The 17207-nt window shown below is 62.8% G+C and carries 15 protein-coding genes; all 15 read left to right on the top strand.

Annotated elements, in window-relative coordinates:
- The first annotated feature begins 72 nt into the window (after positions 1-72).
- The gene (gene ispG / locus FRZ40_RS05135; RefSeq protein WP_147233543.1) at positions 73-1386 is read left to right on the top strand and encodes a flavodoxin-dependent (E)-4-hydroxy-3-methylbut-2-enyl-diphosphate synthase; all 1314 of its coding nucleotides are present in this window, start codon (positions 73-75) and stop codon (positions 1384-1386) included.
- A 33-nt stretch (positions 1387-1419) separates the two neighbouring features.
- A complete protein-coding gene (gene hisS / locus FRZ40_RS05130; protein ID WP_028368575.1) occupies positions 1420-2760 on the top strand; it encodes a histidine--tRNA ligase in 1341 nt (446 codons plus the stop codon).
- 86 nt (positions 2761-2846) lie between these two features.
- Positions 2847-3473, top strand: a complete 627-nt coding sequence (locus tag FRZ40_RS05125; protein ID WP_028368574.1) for a tetratricopeptide repeat protein — start codon at positions 2847-2849, stop codon at positions 3471-3473.
- Between the two features lie 68 nt (positions 3474-3541).
- The gene (bamB, locus tag FRZ40_RS05120) at positions 3542-4687 is read left to right on the top strand and encodes an outer membrane protein assembly factor BamB (protein ID WP_028368573.1); all 1146 of its coding nucleotides are present in this window, start codon (positions 3542-3544) and stop codon (positions 4685-4687) included.
- Between the two features lie 111 nt (positions 4688-4798).
- Positions 4799-5086, top strand: coding sequence for a hypothetical protein (locus tag FRZ40_RS05115; RefSeq protein ID WP_147233542.1), 288 nt, complete (start codon positions 4799-4801; stop codon positions 5084-5086).
- Positions 5086-6426 (top strand): ribosome biogenesis GTPase Der, encoded by a 1341-nt coding sequence (der, locus tag FRZ40_RS05110; RefSeq protein WP_028368571.1) that lies wholly within the window; start codon positions 5086-5088, stop codon positions 6424-6426. The genes FRZ40_RS05115 and der overlap by 1 nt, the downstream gene beginning before the upstream one ends.
- A gap of 188 nt (positions 6427-6614) precedes the next feature.
- A complete protein-coding gene (hfq, locus tag FRZ40_RS05105) occupies positions 6615-6851 on the top strand; it encodes an RNA chaperone Hfq (protein ID WP_007580427.1) in 237 nt (78 codons plus the stop codon).
- A 58-nt stretch (positions 6852-6909) separates the two neighbouring features.
- Positions 6910-8154 (top strand): GTPase HflX, encoded by a 1245-nt coding sequence (gene hflX / locus FRZ40_RS05100; protein ID WP_035542731.1) that lies wholly within the window; start codon positions 6910-6912, stop codon positions 8152-8154.
- A 30-nt stretch (positions 8155-8184) separates the two neighbouring features.
- Positions 8185-9600 (top strand): FtsH protease activity modulator HflK, encoded by a 1416-nt coding sequence (gene hflK / locus FRZ40_RS05095; RefSeq protein WP_147233541.1) that lies wholly within the window; start codon positions 8185-8187, stop codon positions 9598-9600.
- Between the two features lie 11 nt (positions 9601-9611).
- Positions 9612-10526 carry a protease modulator HflC gene (gene hflC / locus FRZ40_RS05090; protein ID WP_147233540.1) on the top strand — a complete coding sequence of 305 codons (915 nt, stop codon included), beginning with the start codon at positions 9612-9614 and terminating at the stop codon, positions 10524-10526.
- A 43-nt stretch (positions 10527-10569) separates the two neighbouring features.
- Positions 10570-10761, top strand: coding sequence for a DUF2065 domain-containing protein (locus tag FRZ40_RS05085; RefSeq protein ID WP_028368568.1), 192 nt, complete (start codon positions 10570-10572; stop codon positions 10759-10761).
- 262 nt (positions 10762-11023) lie between these two features.
- A complete protein-coding gene (locus tag FRZ40_RS05080; protein ID WP_147233539.1) occupies positions 11024-12175 on the top strand; it encodes an ATP phosphoribosyltransferase regulatory subunit in 1152 nt (383 codons plus the stop codon).
- Between the two features lie 210 nt (positions 12176-12385).
- Positions 12386-13732: an adenylosuccinate synthase gene (locus FRZ40_RS05075; protein WP_028368566.1), complete on the top strand. Its 1347-nt coding sequence runs from the start codon at positions 12386-12388 to the stop codon at positions 13730-13732.
- Positions 13733-13738: 6 nt separating this feature from the next.
- Positions 13739-14323 carry a phosphoribosyltransferase gene (locus FRZ40_RS05070; RefSeq protein ID WP_028368565.1) on the top strand — a complete coding sequence of 195 codons (585 nt, stop codon included), beginning with the start codon at positions 13739-13741 and terminating at the stop codon, positions 14321-14323.
- Positions 14324-14648: 325 nt separating this feature from the next.
- Positions 14649-16535 (top strand): potassium transporter Kup, encoded by a 1887-nt coding sequence (locus FRZ40_RS05065; protein ID WP_028368564.1) that lies wholly within the window; start codon positions 14649-14651, stop codon positions 16533-16535.
- The last annotated feature ends 672 nt before the right edge of the window (positions 16536-17207 follow it).

Here is a 17207-nt window from a genome sequence, read left to right as displayed (position 1 = left end):
TCATGCGTCGTCTTTCGCAACAGGGTCCGGCATCTTCGGGGCCGTGAGCAGGCGACGCAAGCGGGTTTATCGATGCACTCCGATCAAGTGAAATCCAGCAGTCAGATTGTTTCGACCGTGCCGGTGTTCGGCGGTCATGCGCCCCGTCGCCGCTCGCATGCGGTCGATGTGCGTTGGGGCGGCCAGCTCGTGACGATCGGCGGTGACGCGCCCGTGCGCGTGCAGTCGATGACCAACACGGATACCGCGGACGCCATCGGCACAGCGATCCAGATCAAGGAACTTGCGCAGGCCGGTTCGGAACTCGTGCGTATCACGGTGAACACGCCGGAAGCGGCCGCCGCCGTGCCCGCGATCCGCGAGCAACTGGACCGTATGGGCGTGACGGTGCCGCTCGTCGGCGATTTCCATTACAACGGCCATCTGCTGCTGCGCGACTATCCGGGCTGTGCGGAATCGCTGTCGAAGTACCGGATCAACCCGGGCAACGTCGGTCAGGGCGCCAAGCGCGACACGCAGTTCGCGCAGATGATCGAAGCGGCGGCGAAGTATGACAAGCCGGTGCGGATCGGCGTGAACTGGGGCAGTCTCGATCAGGATCTGCTCGCGAAGATGATGGATGAAAACGCCGCGCGCGCCGAACCGTGGGAAGCGCAAAGCGTGATGTACGAAGCGCTGATCCAGTCGGCGATCGGCTCGGCGGAACGCGCGGTCGAACTCGGCCTTGGCCGCGACAAGATCATTCTGTCGTGCAAGGTGAGCGGCGTGCAGGATCTGATCGCGGTGTATCAGGAACTGGCAGGGCGCTGTGACTTCGCGCTGCACCTGGGCCTGACGGAAGCAGGCATGGGCTCGAAGGGCATCGTCGCGTCGACGGCGGCGCTGTCGGTGCTGCTGCAGCAGGGTATCGGCGACACCATCCGTATTTCGCTGACGCCGGAGCCGGGCGCATCGCGCACGGGCGAAGTGATCGTCGGCCAGGAAATCCTGCAGACGATGGGCCTGCGTTCGTTCACGCCGATGGTCATCGCGTGTCCCGGCTGCGGCCGTACGACGAGCACGCTGTTCCAGGAGCTGGCGTCGCAGATCCAGACGTATCTGCGCACGCAGATGCCCGCGTGGCGCGACACGTATCCCGGCGTCGAGAAGATGCACGTCGCCGTGATGGGCTGCATCGTCAACGGTCCGGGCGAATCGAAGCACGCGAACATCGGCATCAGCCTGCCGGGCTCGGGCGAGAATCCGGCCGCGCCCGTGTTCATCGACGGCGTGAAGGTCAAGACGCTGCGCGGCGAAAACATCGCGCAGGAATTCCAGCAGATCGTGAGCGACTACGTCGAGCGCAGCTATGGCCCCAACGCCGTGCGCGCCGAAGCGACGAACTGATTCGCTCCATCTCCAATCGTCAATCAAAGACAGATGACTGAACAGAAGAAACGGCTTGAAAAGTTGTCCGGCGTGAAGGGCATGAACGACATCCTTCCGCAGGACGCCGGCTTGTGGGAATTTTTCGAAACGACGGTCAAGTCGATGCTGCGTTCGTACGGATACCAGAATATCCGCACGCCGATCGTCGAGCACACGCAACTCTTCACGCGCGGCATCGGCGAAGTGACCGACATCGTCGAAAAAGAGATGTACAGCTTCACCGACGCGCTCAACGGCGAGAACCTGACGATGCGTCCGGAGAACACGGCCGCCGTCGTGCGTGCGTCGATCGAGCACAATATGCTGTACGACGGCCCGAAGCGTCTGTGGTACATCGGCCCGATGTTCCGCCACGAGCGTCCGCAGCGCGGCCGTTATCGCCAGTTCCATCAGGTGGGCGTCGAAGCGCTCGGTTTCGCGGGTCCGGATACGGATGCCGAAATCATCCTGATGTGCCAGCGTCTGTGGGACGACCTCGGGCTGACGGGTATCAAGCTCGAAATCAACTCGCTGGGTCTTGCTGAAGAGCGCGCGAAGCATCGCGTCGAACTGATTGCGTACCTCGAAAAGCACATGGACGTGCTCGACGAAGACGCGAAGCGCCGTCTCTATACGAATCCGCTGCGTGTGCTGGACACGAAGAATCCCGCGCTGCAGGAAGTCGCGCAGAACGCACCGAAGCTGATTGATTTCCTCGGCGACGAATCGCGCGCCCACTTCGAAGGACTGCAGCGCATCCTGAAGGCGAACAACATTCCGTTCACGATCAATCCGCGTCTCGTGCGCGGTCTGGATTATTACAACCTGACCGTGTTCGAATGGGTCACCGACAAGCTCGGCGCGCAAGGCACGGTGGCGGCGGGCGGCCGTTACGATCCGCTGATCGAGCAGCTCGGCGGCAAGCCGACGGCGGCATGCGGCTGGGCGATGGGCATCGAGCGCATTCTCGAACTGCTGAAGGAAGAAAAGCTCGTGCCCGAGGACGAAGGCTGCGACGTGTATGTCGCGCATCAGGGCGACGCGGCGCGCGACCACGCATTCATCGTCGCGGAGCGTCTTCGCGACACGGGCCTCGACGTGATTCTGCATTGCAGTCCTGACGGTCAGGCGGCCAGTTTCAAGTCGCAGATGAAACGCGCGGATGCAAGCGGCGCTGCTTTCGCGGTGATTCTCGGCGAAGACGAAATCGCCAGCGGCACGGCGGGCGTGAAGGCACTGCGCGACACCGCGCAAAGCGGCGGAAAGAGCGAGCAACAAACGGTGCCGCTCGAAGACTTGACCGAATATCTAATCAATGCGATGGTTGCGTCCACCGAAGACGGCGACGACTGAGCGCGGCATCGCGCATCAACGTTCTGCGGACCGCACCGGCTGCGGTCCCAATCAGACAAGGCAACAGGAAAGGAAAACGCGTCGCGATGAGTTACCACGACGAACAAGAATCGCTTGAAAGCCTGAAGGCTTGGTGGGCGCAGTGGGGGAACGGCGTCACGTGGATCGTGCTGGTCGCGCTCGTCGCTGCGGCGGGCTGGAACGGCTGGAACTACTGGCAGCGTCATCAGGCGGCGGAAGCGGCCGTGCTGTACGACCAGGTTCAGCAAGCCACGGCGGGCACGGACAAGGCGACCATCACGCGCGTGTCGGCCGACATGGAAGACAAGTTCAGCGGCACGGCCTACGCGCAGATGACGGCGCTTGCCGCCGCGAAGGCGCTGTACGCTGCCGGCGACGAGCCGGGTGCGAAAGCGCAGCTGCAATGGGCGATCGATCACGCGAAAGACGACGAATTCAAGCAGATCGCGAAGCTGCGTCTCGCGTCGCTGCTGCTCGACGAAAAGGCTTACGACGCCGGTCTCGCATTGCTGAACGATCCGTCTGATGCGTTCAAGGGCGTGGTCGCGGACCGCCGCGGCGACCTGCTTGCCGCGCAAGGCAAGCGCGACGATGCGCGCACTGCGTACAAGCTTGCGCTCGACTCGCTGCCGAAGAACGACGCCTCGGCCCGTCAACTGATCCAGTTCAAGCTGGACGCGCTGGGCGGCTGAACGTTGCGCGCTGCTGCAACGCTCGTCGTTACCTTTTGATCAATACAACATACATGCTTCGTTCACCGATGAATCTGCTGAAACGTTACGCCGTGCCCGTTGCCTGTGCGATGACCATGCTCGCTCTGACGGCCTGCTCATCGTCGAAAGACGAGCGCCGCGTGCCCACGCCGCTCACCGAGTTCAAACCCGTGCTCGACGTGCAGCAGACCTGGACGGCCAGCGTCGGCAAGGCCGGGCGCTATATGTTCTCGCCGGTCGCGGTCGGCGACACCGTGTACGCGGCAGGCGCGAACGGCTCGGTCGCGAAGATCGATGCGAAGACGGGTAAGGACGTGTGGCGCACAAAGGTCGACGGCGACCTGTCGGCGGGCGTTGGTACGGACGGCACGCTGACGGCCGTCGGCGGCCTGAAGGGCGAAGTGTTCGTGCTCGACCAGAATGGCAAGCTGTCGTGGAAGGGCACGGCGCCGGGCGAAATCCTGTCGCCGCCGCTGGTCGGCAATGGCCTCGTGGTCGTGCGTACGGTCGACGGCCAGATCACCGCGTTCAACGCGCAAACGGGCGAGCAGAAGTGGAACTACCGCAACCGCGCGGTGCCGCTCAACCTGCGCGTATCGTCGGGCATGACGTTCGCGGGCGACGCGGCCGTGCTGGCCGGCTTCCCCGGCGGCCAGTTCGCGGCCATCAACCTGCAAACGGGCGACGCCTACTGGACGACGCCCGTGTCGTACCCGAAGGGCGTGACGGAAGTCGAGCGTATCAATGACGTGACGGGCCCGCCCACGCTGGTCGGCGCGGAAACCTGCGCAGTGACGTTCCAGGGCCAACTGGGCTGCTTCGACGCGAACTCGGGCCGCGCGCTGTGGGAGAAGGCGTTTTCGAGCACGAGCGGTCTGGCTCAGGACGACCGCGTCGTGGTTGCAGGCGACGACTGGGCGGTCGTGTCGGCGTATGACGCCGCGACGGGCAAGCAATTGTGGCGTAACGACCAGTTGAAGAGCCGCGACGTCAGCGTGCCGCTGCTGCTCGGCCATGCCGCCGTGGTCGGCGACTACAAGGGTTTCGTACACTTCCTGTCGCGCGACGACGGCACGTTTGTCGCCCGCACGAAGACGGACGGCAGCGCGATCACGGCGGCCCCCGTGCTGGCGGGCGACACGCTCATCGTGCAGACGCACGACGGCGACCTGTACGGGTTCCGTCCGCGTTGATCGTTGTGGGCTGTGCGGCGCGCACTTGTAAGCGCGTCGTGCGGTGAATGCAGGCCGGTTTTGCCGGCCGCATGTGTTTTGATGGCGTCCCGAGCCTGCTCGGGCGCAGGCGTGAACAGAAGCAAGCCGCTCCACCGCCGGAACCGCCAGTCGGCTGCACTGGCGGTCATCCAGAAGGCGCCGCGTCATTCATGTCGCGCCGGCCGGGTTGCACCCATCACCCGGCGGACCCGTCAGGCAGCCAACCTGACATCCGTTCGCACGCGCAAGCTCCGCGCGTTCGAAACGGGTCAAATTCGTGATAATTTTCGTCAAACGCAGCCGTGCAACGGCCGCATGGCGTTGCCAGCGCGGCAGGTCGACCGTTCGATCCCGCGCCTCACTGTGAACAAGATCTGATGAAACCCGTTATTGCCCTCGTCGGGCGTCCCAATGTGGGGAAATCCACGCTGTTCAACCGGCTCACGCGCTCGCGCGATGCGCTCGTCGCCGATTTGCCCGGCCTCACGCGCGATCGCCACTACGGCGAAGGGCGCGTCGGCGGCGAACGTCCGTATCTGGTCGTCGACACGGGCGGCTTCGAGCCCGTCGCGAAGGAAGGCATCCTGTTCGAGATGGCGCGTCAGACGCGCCAGGCGGTTGAGGAATCGGACGTCATCGTGTTTATCGTCGACGGCCGGAACGGTCTTGCGCCGCAAGACAAGTCGATCGCCGACTATCTGCGCAAGACGGGCCGGCCGATCTTCCTCGTCGTCAACAAGGCCGAGGGAATGAAGTACACGAACGTGGCCGCCGACTTCTACGAGCTGGGTCTCGGCGACCCGCGCGCGATTTCGGCCGCGCACGGCGACGGCGTGACGGAAATGATCAACGAGGCGCTCGACGTCGCGTACGCAGGCCAGCCGGAAGAAAGCGAAGAAGAGAAGGCGCAGCACGGCATCAAGATCGCGATCGTCGGGCGGCCGAACGTCGGCAAATCCACGCTGGTCAACACGCTGATCGGCGAAGACCGCGTGATCGCGTTCGACATGCCCGGCACGACGCGCGACTCGATCTACGTCGACTTCGAGCGGCAAGGCAAAAAGTACACGCTGATCGACACGGCAGGCTTGCGTAAGCGCGGCAAGGTGTTCGAGGCAATCGAAAAGTTCTCGGTCGTGAAAACGCTGCAGTCGATTTCCGACGCGAACGTCGTGATTCTCCTGCTGGACGCCCGCCAGGACATTTCGGAGCAGGACGCGCACATCGCGGGCTTCGTGGTCGAGCAGGGCCGGGCGCTCGTGGTCGGCGTGAACAAGTGGGACGGGCTCGATCCGCATGTGCGTGAGCGCACCAAAAACGATCTTCAGCGCAAGCTAAAATTCCTCGAATTCGCGAAGTTCCACTTCATTTCCGCAGCCGAAAAGACGGGCATCGGCCCGCTGATGCGCTCGGTCGAGGACGCCTACAAGGCCGCGATGTCCAAGCTGCCGACACCGAAGCTCACGCGCGCGCTGATCGAAGCCGTCGAGTTCCAGCAGCCGCGCCGCCGGGGTCCCGTGCGTCCGAAACTGCGCTACGCCCACCAGGGGGGACAGAATCCGCCGATCATCGTGATTCACGGCAACGCACTCGACGCCGTCACCGACACGTACAAGCGTTACCTCGAAAACCGCTTCCGGGAAACTTTCGCGCTGACGGGCACTCCATTGCGGATAGAGTTCCGGTCCTCGACGAATCCTTACGCGGACAAGGACTGAGAAAGGGTTGAAACGCAGGCTGATCCCTGCTTGAAATCCGGGCTGAAACCCGCATGTACATTGGGCCTGGCCGAATGGCCAGGCAAAGCGCTGGTCAATAAAAATCGGCTATAGTGTAGCGATTGACGGCGGATCTCTTTTTCTTCGCCGGCAATAAAGTCAACCTGCAAAAAAACACGGAGTTTGCTATGAGCAACAAAGGGCAATTGTTACAAGACCCGTTTTTGAACGCACTGCGTAAAGAGCACGTGCCGGTCTCGATCTATCTGGTCAACGGCATCAAGCTTCAAGGGAACATTGAATCGTTCGACCAGTACGTCGTGTTGCTCCGGAATACGGTCACCCAGATGGTCTACAAGCACGCCATTTCGACTGTCGTGCCTGCCCGTCCGGTGAATTTCCACCCGGATTCCGAATCGTCCTAACCCTTCGTCGCGGCCGGTCGAGCGTCGTCCGCAGGCGACACTGCCCGGCCGCTTCATTTTGACATCGACCAATTTGATCAACGCAGCGCTTGTCGGCATCGACTTCGGGAAAATCGATTTCGAAGCCAGTCTCGAAGAACTCAGCCTGCTCGCGCAAAGCGCGGGCGCCCATCCCGCCGTCACTCTTACCGGTCGCCGTTCCAGCCCCGATGCCGCGATGTTCGTCGGCAGCGGCAAAGCGGAAGAATTACGCGTCGCGTGTGAAGCGAACGACATCGACATCGTCATCTTCAATCATGCGCTCGCACCTGCGCAGCAGCGTAATCTGGAACGTACGCTTAACAGGCGCGTCGTCGACCGCACCAGCCTGATCCTCGACATCTTCGCGCAGCGCGCGCGCAGTCACGAAGGCAAGCTGCAGGTCGAACTCGCGCAACTGCAATACCTCGCCACGCGACTCGTGCGCGCATGGACTCACCTTGAGCGTCAAAAGGGTGGTATCGGTCTGCGCGGTCCCGGTGAGACGCAGCTCGAAACCGACCGCCGGCTGATCGGCGAGCGCATCAAGATGCTCAAGGGCCGGCTCGAAAAGCTGCGCCGCCAGCACGGCACGCAGCGTCGGGCCCGGGCGCGCAATCGCACCATGTCGGTGTCGCTCGTCGGCTATACGAACGCGGGCAAGTCCACGCTGTTCAATGCGCTGACGAAGGCGCAGGCCTACGCGGCCGACCAGCTGTTCGCCACACTCGATACCACCTCGCGCCGCGTGTACCTCGGCGAAGAGGTCGGACAAATCGTCGTGTCGGACACCGTAGGATTTATCCGCGAGTTGCCTCACCAACTGGTGGCGGCTTTCCGCGCCACGCTCGAAGAAACCATTCACGCCGATCTGCTGCTGCATGTCGTCGATGCCTCAAGCGCCGTGCGGCTCGATCAGATCGATCAGGTCAACGACGTCTTGCGCGAGATCGGCGCGGACACGATCCGGCAGGTGCTCGTGTTCAACAAGATCGACGCCGTGCCTGAACTGGCGGCCCGAGGCGACACGGTTGAAAGGGACGAGTATGGTAATATTTCGCGCGTCTTTTTGAGCGCGCGTACGGGGCAAGGGCTGGACACGCTGCGCGCTGCCATCGCCGAAATCGCAACTGCCGAACAACTTCCGGAGTCTGACGGTCTACTGTCGGAGGGAGATCCGAGAGCGGCGGTCATTCATCAAGAGCAACGCGATGATGCAGGCGAAGACGACCGCGACGACCGCAAGATCCCAGACACGGGCACCGACCCGTTCCAATTGCATTGACCCGCTGTCTACTCTGGTGAACGAACACAGGTGAACGATTACAACGAGCGGAGTATCTGGCTGCGTCTGCGCGCCATGTTGTCGCTGAACGACCCGCGCTGGGGCCGGGGCGAAGGCAATGGCGATCGCCAGCGTCTGAACGATTCGAAGCGTCCGCCTAACGGCAAGGACAGTGAAGGTCCGCCCGATCTCGACGAAATGTGGCGCGACTTCAACCGGCGCCTGTCGCGCATGTTCGGCCGCAAGGGCAATGGCGGCGGCCCGCGTCCGGACAATGGGCGCGGCGCGCGTATCGGCGTGGGCATCATCATCGGCGTGCTGATTGCCATTTATCTGGGTAGCGGCGTGTTCGTCGTGCAAGACGGCCAGGCAGCCGTCGTGCTGCGCTTCGGCCAGCTGCAAGGCACGGCGGGTCAAGGTGTCCACTGGCGCCTGCCGTATCCGTTCGAATCCCATGAAATCGTCAATGTCGGCCAGGTGCGGTCGGTCGAAATCGGCCGCAACAACGTGGTGCGTCTCGCGAACGTGAAGGACGCGTCGATGCTCACGCACGACGCCGATATCGTCGACGTCCGCTTCGCTGTTCAATACCAGATCCGCAAGCCGACCGATTACCTGTTCCGCAGCGCAGATCCCGATCAGAGCGTCACGCAGGCCGCGCAGGCGGCGGTGCGTGAGATCGTCGGCTCGCGCAGCACGAACGACATCCTCTATCAGGATCGCGAGTCGGTTCGCGCGCAACTGACGGAAGCCATCCAGCATTCGTTGGACGAATATCACACGGGTCTCGCTGTCACGGGCGTGACGATCCAGAGCGTGCAGGCGCCCGATCAGGTGCAGGCCGCGTTCGACGACGCCGCGAAAGCGCGTCAGGATCGTGAGCGCGCGAAGCGCGATGCCCAGGCCTACGCAAACGAATTGGCGCCGCGTGCGAAGGCGGAAGGCGAGCGCATGATCGACGAAGCGAAGGTGTATAGCGACCGCGTTGTCGCGCAGGCGCAAGGCGATGCCGAGCGCTTCAAGGAAGTCTATGCGCAGTATTCGAAGGCGCCTGCCGTGATCCGCGACCGGATGTACCTCGAAACCATGCAGCAGATTTATTCGAATACGACGAAGGTGTTCGTCGACAGCAAGTCGGGCAGCAACGTGCTGTACCTGCCGCTGGACAAACTCGTCGAGCAGACGCGCCAGCGTACGGCCGAGGCGGCTGCAGCCGGTTCGGCTCCCGCAGCGCAGGGCGGTCGGGGTGCAGCGTCCGCACAAGGTCAAGCAAACGCACAAGGCGCTCAGGGTGCGCAACCGGCAGCGCAAGGCGGCAACACGCCGACCATCATCACGTCGCCGGCCGCACCCGTCAGCAGCGCGAGCCAGGCCGCGGCCGCCAGTGATGCCTTCCGTTCGCGCGATTCGTTCCGCAGCCGCGGCCGCGAAGACGATCTGCAATAAGGAGCGCGAACATGAACAAAATCGTTGCGCTCGTCGTGGCTATCGTCATCGTGCTGTTCGCGGCATCGTCGATGGTGTTCGTCGTCGATCAGCGGCACATGGCCGTCGTGTCAGCGCGCGGTGACGCTGCGCCGACGCTCGCCGGTCCCGGCCTGCACGTGAAACTCCCGCCGCCGTTGCAGACGGTGACGTCGGTGGACACGCGCATCCAGTCGCTCGACACACCTGACGAGGACCGCTACGCCACGTCCGACAAGACGGAGCTGCTGGTGAATCCCGTCGTCAAATTCCGCGTGTCCGATCCCGTGAAGCTCGTTTCCGAAACGAAGGGTGACGTGCAAAGTCTGTCCGATCGTCTCGCGCTGCTCACGCGCAGCGCGCTGGGCGATGCGTTTGCAAAATACACGCTGTCCGACGCGCTCGCGAAGCAGGACGCGATCGCGACGCAGGCGCGCGACGGCATGCAGAAGGGCGCGGCGTCGCTGGGCGTCGACGTCGTCGACGTGACGCTCACGCGCATCGACTTTCCCGCTGCAATGGCCGATTCCGTCTACAAGCGCATGATCGCCGCACGCGCACAGATCGCGAATCAGGAGCGTTCGGAAGGCGCGGCGGAAGCGGACAAGATCAAGGCGGACGCGGCAGAGCAGCAGCAAGCGGTGCTGGCCGATGCGTACAGGCAGGCGCAGTCGATCAAGGGCGATGGCGACGGCAAGGCTGCCTCGATTGCCGCCGAAGCGTACGGCCGCGATCCGCAGTTCTATCAGTTCTACCAAAGCATGCAGGCCTACAAGAACAGCTTCAAGCCGGGCGACATGATGGTCGTCGACTCGAGCAGCGAGTTCTTCCGCTTCATGCGCGGCCCGGATGGCGGCGCCGCCGCTCAATCGTCTTCCGGCGCGTCGACGGGCGCCCACAAACACTGATTACCGGAACGCCGCGGCATACGAATCGCGGCGGCCTCATCGCATGGACATAGCCGGCTCGTTATTGCTCGCGATCGCACTGATGCTGATCATCGAGGGGATGTTCCCGTTCGTATTTCCGAGCGCCTGGCGCGACACGTTTCGTAAAATAGCGGAGCGCCCGCCGAACCATATCCGGATCGGCGGACTGATCGTCATGGTGCTCGGGCTGTTGCTGCTGTTGATCGCGACCTAGGCGTCGCGAAGATGCCGGACGTCGCTCACGAGGCGGCGTCCCGTTCCGGATCAGACGGCTGTGCGTTCAACTGCACCCGGCTGTGCAGCGCACTGAACTGCTGCTATCGACCGGCACGCATGACAGGCCGGCACGTCGCCTGCGTCGGGCCGCAACAGGCAAAGCGCGTCAGCGCCCTTTGCGCCGCTCACGTGCCGTGCGTCGCTCCCATTCCCAACGGCGTCTGACATGACGCCGGATTCACCGTCGTAGGACTGTATCGATGTCGACCTGGTTACTTCCCGAGAATATTGCCGACGTGCTGCCGTCGGAAGCACGCAAGATCGAAGAACTGCGCCGTCGCCTGCTCGACCGTTTTCGCGCATACGGCTACGAGATGGTCATGCCGCCGCTGCTCGAATACCTGGAGTCGCTGCTGACGGGCGGCGGCAGCGATCTGAACCTGCGCACCTTCAAGCTCGTCGATCAGCTGTCGGGCCGCACGCTCGGCCTGCGTGCCGACATCACGCCGCAGGTCGCGCGCATCGACGCGCACCTGCTGAACCGCCAGGGCGTGACGCGCCTGTGCTACGCGGGCAACGTTCTGCATACGCGTCCGCGCGGCCTGCACGCGACCCGCGAGCAGATCCAGATCGGTGCAGAAATCTACGGTCATGCCGGTCTCGAAGCCGACCTGGAAATCCAGCAGTTGATGCTCGACGCGCTGCATCTCGCGGGACTTGGTCGCGTGCGTCTCGATCTCTGTCATGCGGCCGTGCTGGGCGCGCTGGTCGACGGCGAGCCGGCTGCGGCGGCGCTCGGCGAATCGCTCTATGAAGCGCTCGCGGGCAAGGACGTGCCGCTGCTCAACGAGCTGACGGCAAACCTCACGCCCGTCACACGCGATGCACTGCGCGCGCTGCCCACGTTGTACGGCGACGCGACCGTGCTCGAAGAGGCGCGCGCGCGTCTGCCGAATGCGCCGGAAATCGCGCGCGCGCTCGACGACCTCGCGTTCCTCGCTCAACAGGTGGGCGGCGCGGAAGTCATGATCGACCTCGCCGATCTGCGCGGCTACGCGTACCACAGCGGCGTGATGTTCTCGGCCTACGTCGATGGCGTGCCGAATGCCGTCGCGCGCGGCGGCCGTTACGACAAGGTCGGCCAGGCATACGGCCGTGCGCGCGCAGCGACGGGCTTCTCGCTGGATCTGCGCGAAGTCGCGCGCATCTCGCCGATCGAAGCGCGCAGCAGCGCCATCCTCGCGCCGTGGCAACACGACGAAGCGTTGCGCACCAGTGTCGCCGCATTGCGCGATGCAGGCGAAGTCGTGATCCAGGCGCTGCCGGGCCACGATCACGCGCTGGATGAATTCGCGTGCGACCGCGTGCTGGTCGAGCGCAACGGCAAGTGGGTCGTCGAACCGAAGTCCTGAGTGTGGTGAGTGCGCGCGGCGTCATGTGAAACGTGACGCCGCAACGATCGGGATGCCCGTCCGCCATCGGCCGCTGCGACTGCCTTTGGACGATGCGGTTCATCCATGCCTTTGAGCGGAAACGGAATTTTTGCGCTGCGGTCCGCGAAAAAATCCGGAACCTTCCGCGAACATAGGTAAAATACGTTTTTAACCAGCTTAAGAAACAACATGTCTGCCAGCGCAGTGAATGTGAACCCTGGGCGCAATGTCGTCGTCGTGGGTACCCAGTGGGGTGATGAGGGCAAAGGCAAGATCGTTGACTGGCTCACGGATCACGCGCAAGGCGTCGTTCGTTTCCAGGGCGGTCATAACGCCGGTCATACGCTCATCATCGGCGGCAAGAAAACCATCTTGCGTCTGATTCCGTCGGGCATCATGCGCCCGGGCGTCGCCTGCTACATCGGCAATGGCGTCGTGTTGTCTCCGGAAGCGCTGTTCAAGGAAATCGAAGAGCTGGAATCGGCCGGCGTCGACGTGCAAAAACGTCTCTTCATTTCCGAAGCCACCACGCTGATCCTCCCGTACCACGTTGCGATCGACCAGGCGCGCGAAGCACGCAGCGGCGCCGGCAAGATCGGCACGACGGGCCGCGGCATCGGTCCGGCTTATGAAGACAAGGTCGCGCGCCGCGGCCTGCGCGTCCAGGATCTGTTCCAGCCGGAAGTGTTCGCTGAGCGTCTGCGTGCGAATCTCGACTTCCACAATTTCGTGCTCACGCAATATCTCGGCGCACCCGCTGTCGACTATCAGCAGACGCTCGACATGATGCTGAGCTACGCCGACCGTCTGAAGCCGATGGTGGCCGACGTGTCGCGCCGTCTGTACGACGAGAACCACGCGGGCAACAACCTGCTGTTCGAAGGCGCGCAAGGCACGCTGCTCGATATCGATCACGGCACGTATCCGTTCGTTACGTCGAGCAACTGCGTCGCAGGCGCGGCGACGGCGGGCGCGGGCATCGGTCCGCAGAAGCTGGACTACATTCTCGGCATCACGAAGGCTTACTGCACGCGCGTCGGTTCGGGCCCGTTCCCGAGCGAACTGTACGACGCAGACAACGCAAACCGTCAGGAAGAAGTCGGCTTGACGCTCGCGAAGGTCGGCAAGGAGTTCGGCTCGGTCACGGGTCGTCCGCGCCGCACGGGCTGGCTCGACGCCGCCGCGCTGCGCCGCGCGATCCAGATCAACGGCGTGTCGGGCCTGTGCATCACGAAGCTCGACGTGCTCGACGGCCTCGATGAAGTGAAGCTGTGCGTCGGCTATACGGTCGACGGCAAGGACGCCGACATCCTGCCGCGCGGCGCGTACGAAGTGTCGCGCTGCGAGCCGGTGTACGAAACCTTCGGTGGCTGGAAGGAGAGCACGGTCGGTATCAAGGAATGGAGCAAGCTGCCCGCCAACGCTCAGGCTTATCTGGCGCGCGTGCAGGAAGTGGCGGGCGTGCCGATCGACATGGTGTCGACAGGCCCGGACCGCGACGAAACCATTCTTCTGCGTCACCCGTTCAAGGTTTAATGCAGCATGATTCAGGGTGTACCGATGATTGAAATGAAGGACCCGCGCAACGACGACCGCAACCTGTGGGTCGGCTGGGACGAGTACCACCGGCTGATCGAACTGCTTGCGCTCGCCGTGCACGAATCGGGCTGGAAGTTCGACAAGATCCTGTGCCTCGCGCGCGGCGGTCTGCGTGTGGGCGATCAGCTCTCGCGCATCTACGATCTGCCGCTCGCGATTCTCGCGACCAGTTCGTACCGCGAAGCGGCGGGCACGGAGCAGGGCGAGCTCGATATCGCGCAATACATCACGATGACGCGCGGCGAACTGTCGGGCAACGTGTTGCTGGTTGACGATCTCGTCGATTCCGGCGTGACGCTTGCACGTGTGCAGCAGCATCTGAAGGAGCGCTATCCGGCGATCACGGCGGTGCGTTCTGCCGTGTTGTGGTGGAAGGCGTGCTCGAAGGTGAAGCCGGACTATCACGTCCAGTATCTCGCGACGAACCCGTGGATTCACCAGCCGTTCGAGGAGTGGGACACCGTGCGCCCGCACAACCTGAGCGCGTGGATCAAGCGCGGCCAGGAGCGTTCGACGGACGCCAGCTAGTATTTCGCCGCCGTCGCGCCAGTCGATGGCCGCGATTCGTGGCAGATTGAAACGGAGCCTTGAGAGGCTCCGTTTTTTTGTCCGCTTCATGGTGAAGATGCTGAAGATGGGCGAAGCATGGCCACGCAGCGCGACCAGAAAAATTTGACAAAGCCACTCTTGACACGCGCAAACGCAGGCTGGAACAAGGGCGCGATGCTACACTGGACTGCCGTTACGCGATCGCGTGGCGTGCGCACAACGGGCCGGGTGGTGGGCTTTGACGCCACTATTCTTTAGAATAGCGTTCGTTTTTGCCGCTCAGGAACGGATTCTTTTCGCGTTTATGACAGATAACCCTCACGTCCCCAAGCAGCCCTTGCCATCGCTTGCAGTCGCTGCGATCGGCGTGGTTTTCGGGGATATCGGCACCAGCCCGCTGTACTCGCTGAAGGAAGCCTTCAGCCCCTCCCACGGCATTCCTCTCACCGAAAGCTCCATTCTCGGCGTTATCTCGCTGCTGTTCTGGGCCATCATCGTGGTCGTCAGCATCAAGTACGTGATGTTCGTGATGCGCGCCGACAATAACGGCGAGGGCGGCGTGCTCGCGCTGATGGCGCTGTCGCTGCGCTCGTTCGACACAAAGAGCAAGGCGGCCGGGCTATTGATGATGCTGGGCATCTTCGGCGCCTGCATGTTCTATGGCGATGCGGTGATTACGCCGGCCATTTCGGTGATGTCCGCGGTCGAAGGTCTGGAGATTGCGGCGCCGAAGCTCTCGCATCTGGTGCTGCCGCTCACGATGGTGATTCTCGTGCTGCTGTTCTGGATCCAGCGTCATGGGACGGCGATGGTCGGCCGGCTGTTCGGCCCGATCATGGTGCTGTGGTTCCTGACTATCGCCGTGCTCGGTCTGTCGCATATCGTGCAGTCGCCGGAAGTCATCAAGGCGCTCAATCCGTATTACGCGTTTTCGTTCATGTCGGCGCACGTGTTGCAGGCCTATGTTGTGCTGGGTTCGGTCGTGCTGGTGCTGACGGGCGCGGAAGCGTTGTACGCCGACATGGGCCACTTTGGCGCGGCGCCTATTCGCTGCGCGTGGTATGCGCTCGTGATGCCGTCGCTGGTGCTGAATTACTTTGGCCAGGGCGCGCTTCTGATGCACGACCCGAAGGCGATTGAGAATCCGTTCTTCCTGCTCGCGCCCGACTGGGCGCTGCTGCCGCTCGTGGTGCTGTCGACGGTTGCTACCGTCATTGCGTCGCAGGCGGTGATATCGGGTGCGTATTCGCTGACGAGCCAAGCGATCCAGCTGGGCTATGTGCCGCGTATGAAGATCCTACACACGTCGGAGCTCGCGATCGGACAGATCTACGTGCCCGTCGTCAACTGGATGCTGCTCTTCATCATCCTGTGCATCGTCATCGCGTTCAAGAGTTCGGACAATCTGGCCGCGGCTTACGGCATTGCCGTGACGGCGACGATGGTGATCACGACGATCCTCGCCAGCGTCGTGATGGTGAAGGTGTGGAACTGGAACAAGGGCGTGGTGGCGTTGATCATTGGCGCGCTGCTGATCGTCGATCTGGGTTTCTTCGGCGCGAATCTGCTGAAGGTGGCGGAAGGGGGCTGGCTGCCGCTCTGTATTGGCGCGCTGCTGTTCTTCCTGCTGATGACATGGTTCAAGGGGCGCATGATCGTGAAGGAACGCACGGCGGCCGACGGTATTCCGCTGATGCCGTTCGTGCAGGGGCTGCTTGCGCATCCGCCGCATCGCGTGTCGGGTACGGCGATCTATCTGACGGGCAGCGCGACGCTCGTTCCCGTGAGCCTGTTGCACAACCTCAAGCACAACAAGGTGCTACATGAGCGGACGATCTTTCTGACGTTCATCACGCGGGACATTCCTTATGTCGACGACAAGGACCGGCTGACGGTGAAGGACGTCGGAGGCGGGCTGTTTCTCGTGAAGGCAGCATATGGGTTCAACGAGACGCCCGATGTGAAGGCCGTGCTCGAACAGATCAGCGTATCGCATGACATGTCGTTCGAGTTGATGGACACGTCGTTCTTCCTCGCCAGAGAAACTGTCGTGCCGACGCAGTTGCCGGGCATGTCGGTGTGGCGCGAACGTGTGTTCGCGTGGATGCATCAGAATGCGGCCAAGCCGACGGATTTCTTTAGTATTCCCGCGAATCGGGTGGTTGAGTTGGGGACCAAGATCGAAATCTAGTGGTTTTTTTGTCTGCGACGCTAGTCGCCGTTGTTTGGTTTTTGGGTTTCGCTGGCATCTGCGGTTTGCCTGCTCGGGCCAGGGGTTTTTGCGCTGGCATCCGCGATTTCGTATCGGTGCTTCTTGCGTTGCCCCTGTGCGGGGCGGCACTTACTTTCTTTGCCGCCGCAAAGAAAGTAAGCAAAGAAAGCGGGCTAACACCGCCAGTTCTTGTGTTTGCCTGCGGGCCCCCAACAGGTCCCGTACTCCACACGGCATCGCGCTGTTTCATGCACGTTGCCAATGCGCTAATTCACGCCTCACCCGCTTCACATTCCCGCGTCACGGACCGCGTTACCAGGAAGTCCACAGCCGCCCAGGTGGCAAACTGTGTGTAGGCCGTCGCGACGTAAGTGCACCACTCCGGACTGAAAAGCGGGATCGGTGTCGTAGAAGCGTCAACGCGTAAGGTGCGACAACCTACACACAGTTTGCCACCTGGGCGGCGCAGACGATTCGCTGCCGCCGGCTGCGCTACGGGTGAGTGGAATGGGTGATGCGCCTCTTAAAGGCGCTGGCAACGCACATGAAATAGCGCGATGCCGTGTGGAGTGCGGGACCCGTCGGGGGCCCGCAGGCAGGAAGAGAAACTGGCGGTGTGAGCGGCTTTCTTTTGCCTACTTTTCTTTGCCG

The organism is Paraburkholderia azotifigens, assembly GCF_007995085.1.
GTDB lineage: Bacteria > Pseudomonadota > Gammaproteobacteria > Burkholderiales > Burkholderiaceae > Paraburkholderia > Paraburkholderia azotifigens.
The sequence above is the reverse complement of the archived record's forward strand: the minus strand, read 5'-3'. Positions and strand labels throughout refer to the sequence as shown.

Excerpts from the sequence above, each read along its gene's own strand:
- FRZ40_RS05065 (WP_028368564.1), top strand. The coding sequence starts at position 14,649 with ATGACAGATAACCCTCACGTCCCCAAGCAGCCCTTGCCATCGCTTGCA.
- bamB (WP_028368573.1), top strand. The coding sequence starts at position 3,542 with ATGAATCTGCTGAAACGTTACGCCGTGCCCGTTGCCTGTGCGATGACC.
- hisS (WP_028368575.1), top strand. The coding sequence starts at position 1,420 with ATGACTGAACAGAAGAAACGGCTTGAAAAGTTGTCCGGCGTGAAGGGC.
- ispG (WP_147233543.1), top strand. The coding sequence starts at position 73 with ATGCACTCCGATCAAGTGAAATCCAGCAGTCAGATTGTTTCGACCGTG.
- hfq (WP_007580427.1), top strand. The coding sequence starts at position 6,615 with ATGAGCAACAAAGGGCAATTGTTACAAGACCCGTTTTTGAACGCACTG.
- FRZ40_RS05125 (WP_028368574.1), top strand. The coding sequence starts at position 2,847 with ATGAGTTACCACGACGAACAAGAATCGCTTGAAAGCCTGAAGGCTTGG.
- FRZ40_RS05085 (WP_028368568.1), top strand. The coding sequence starts at position 10,570 with ATGGACATAGCCGGCTCGTTATTGCTCGCGATCGCACTGATGCTGATC.
- FRZ40_RS05070 (WP_028368565.1), top strand. The coding sequence starts at position 13,739 with ATGATTCAGGGTGTACCGATGATTGAAATGAAGGACCCGCGCAACGAC.
- hflC (WP_147233540.1), top strand. The coding sequence starts at position 9,612 with ATGAACAAAATCGTTGCGCTCGTCGTGGCTATCGTCATCGTGCTGTTC.
- FRZ40_RS05075 (WP_028368566.1), top strand. The coding sequence starts at position 12,386 with ATGTCTGCCAGCGCAGTGAATGTGAACCCTGGGCGCAATGTCGTCGTC.
- FRZ40_RS05080 (WP_147233539.1), top strand. The coding sequence starts at position 11,024 with ATGTCGACCTGGTTACTTCCCGAGAATATTGCCGACGTGCTGCCGTCG.
- der (WP_028368571.1), top strand. The coding sequence starts at position 5,086 with ATGAAACCCGTTATTGCCCTCGTCGGGCGTCCCAATGTGGGGAAATCC.